The 254-nt window shown below is 59.8% G+C and carries 1 pseudogene; it reads left to right on the forward strand.

The window, feature by feature from the left end:
• Positions 1–126, forward strand: a pseudogene (locus tag AB3X86_RS38520) (IS3 family transposase); the annotation flags it as partial.
• Positions 127–254: the final 128 nt, after the last annotated feature.

The raw sequence follows: 254 nt of genomic DNA on the forward strand, positions 1-254 counted from the left end.
GTGATTCTACATTCCGATCAAGGCTGTCAATACACCTCCATTGCCTTCGGGCGGCGCTGCCGCGAAGCTGGCGTACAACCGTCAATGGGGACCGCCGGCGACGCCTATGACAACGCGATGTGCGAGTTGTCACTGACCGGCATATTCGAGCCATTCCGGGATCGGCGTAATCGAGCCACCGGATGATCGCCGCAATCGAGCCAGTGCATGATCGGCGCAATCGGGCCACTCGATGATCGGCGTATTGGAGCCAC

Source organism: Paraburkholderia sp. BR14374 (genome assembly GCF_040948685.1).
Taxonomy (GTDB): domain Bacteria; phylum Pseudomonadota; class Gammaproteobacteria; order Burkholderiales; family Burkholderiaceae; genus Paraburkholderia; species Paraburkholderia youngii.